Source organism: Bradyrhizobium genomosp. III, assembly GCF_000261705.1.
Taxonomy (GTDB): Bacteria; Pseudomonadota; Alphaproteobacteria; order Rhizobiales; family Xanthobacteraceae; genus Bradyrhizobium; species Bradyrhizobium ottawaense.
Map to the genome: position 1 here is coordinate 1 of NZ_AJQF01000181.1, position 1,707 is coordinate 1,707.

Consider the following 1,707-nt stretch of genomic DNA (forward strand, 5'->3'; position numbering starts at 1 on the left):
GGCTCGGCCGCTCGTCCCGGACCGTGCTGCGCAGCCAGATCGTCATGGTCGGCTGAAGTCACCTGATACTTGCCAAAGTCAAATAATTAATTGACAATGGCAAATATTGAGGTGCCGTCATGCCATCAAGCTCTTCCCCATTACCCCTTGCAATCGAGCAGGTCGCCGACGATCGCATCGCAGCGGTCCGCGCCTTCAACCGCTTCTATACCCGCAAGCTCGGTGTGCTCGACCAGCATCTTGGGAAGAGCCCGTTCTCGCTCAGCGAGGCCCGCGTGCTCTACGAACTCGCGCATCGCGACGAGCTGGCGGCAAAGGAGATCGGAATCGAGCTTGGCCTCGATCCCGGCTATCTCAGCCGCATCGTGCAGAGCTTCGACGAAAAGGGGCTGATCACGCGCAGGCCCCTGCCCGCAGATCGCCGGCAATACCAGCTCAGCCTCACCGCCAAGGGCCGCCAGACCTACGCCAAGCTGAACCTGAGCTCGCAAAACGAGGTCGCCGCAATGCTGGCTCAGCTTTCGGCCAGCGATGCAACGCGGCTCACGCAGGCCATGGCGACCATCGAGGCCCTACTGGAGCAACGTCGAACCCAGCCTGCGGCTTTCATGCTGCGCAGCCATCGCGTTGGCGACATGGGCTGGGTCATCTCCAAGCAGGCCGCCGCCTATGCCGCGGACTACAACTGGGACATCAGCTACGAAGCGCTGGTCGCCGAGATCTGCGCACAGTTCATCAAGAACTACGATGCCGCGCGCGAGCACTGCTGGATCGCGGAAGTGGGCGGCGAGCCCGTCGGCTCGATCTTTCTGGTCAAGGCCACCGACGAGATCGCCAAGCTGCGCCTGTTGCAGGTGGAGAAGAAAGCGCGCGGGCTCGGTGTCGGCCGTGCGCTGGTCGAGCAATGCCTCCAGGGCGCTCGCGAGCGGGGCTACGGCAAGATGACGCTGTGGACGCAGAGCATCCTGGTTGCCGCACGCGGCATCTATCAAAGCGCAGGCTTCAAGCTCGTGAAGCAAGAGAAGCACCACAGCTTCGGTGCCGATCTGGTCGGCGAGACCTGGGAGCGGGATCTGTAGCGCTGTCGCTACAAGTCAGGAATCGTAGGGTGGGCAAAGGCGCATGAGCGCCGTGCCCACGGCCCCTGCATTGCGGACAGAGATCGTGGGCACGCTTCCGCCGTCGCTCTTCGAGCTATGGCGGACAAGTCGCTTTGCCCACCCTACGATACTGATGATGCGGAGAGCCCCCCGAGAACGATCCGCCCTTACACCGTCGCGCCTTGCGCCTTCGGCCTTCGCAGATGCTCGTCCAGCCGCGGCATGATCTCGACGAAATTGCACGGGCGTGTGCGGTAGTCGAGCTGAGCGGCCAGGATGCCGTCCCAGCCATCGCGGCAGGCGCCGGGCGAGCCCGGCAGGCAGAAGATGTAGGTCGCCCCCGCGACGCCGGCGGTGGCGCGGCTCTGGATCGTCGATGTCCCGATCTTGGCGTGGCTCAGCATGTGGAAGGCGATGGAAAAACCGTCCATGCGCTTCTCGAACAAGGGCTCGATCGCCTCCGGCGTGACGTCGCGTCCGGTGAAGCCGGTGCCGCCGGTCGTGATGACGACGTCGATGCCGCTATCTGCGATCCAGCGGCGAACGACGGCGCGGATCGCCTCGACATCGTCGGTGACGATCTCGCGCGCGGCGAGACGATGGCCGG

2 protein-coding genes are annotated in these 1,707 nt (G+C 64.2%); one reads left to right on the plus strand and one right to left on the minus strand.

Annotated features, from left to right (window positions below):
• The first annotated feature begins 119 nt into the window (after positions 1 to 119).
• Entirely contained in the window at positions 120 to 1,079 is a 960-nt protein-coding gene (locus IC66_RS0115915) for a bifunctional helix-turn-helix transcriptional regulator/GNAT family N-acetyltransferase (RefSeq protein WP_049801738.1), read from the plus strand.
• 188 nt (positions 1,080 to 1,267) lie between these two features.
• Here IC66_RS0115915 and IC66_RS0115920 read toward each other — a convergent pair.
• A partial coding sequence (locus tag IC66_RS0115920; protein ID WP_038948299.1) for a molybdenum cofactor synthesis domain-containing protein occupies positions 1,268 to 1,707 on the minus strand: 440 nt, incomplete at its 5' end.

Excerpts from the sequence above, each read along its gene's own strand:
- IC66_RS0115915 (WP_049801738.1), top strand. The coding sequence starts at position 120 with ATGCCATCAAGCTCTTCCCCATTACCCCTTGCAATCGAGCAGGTCGCC.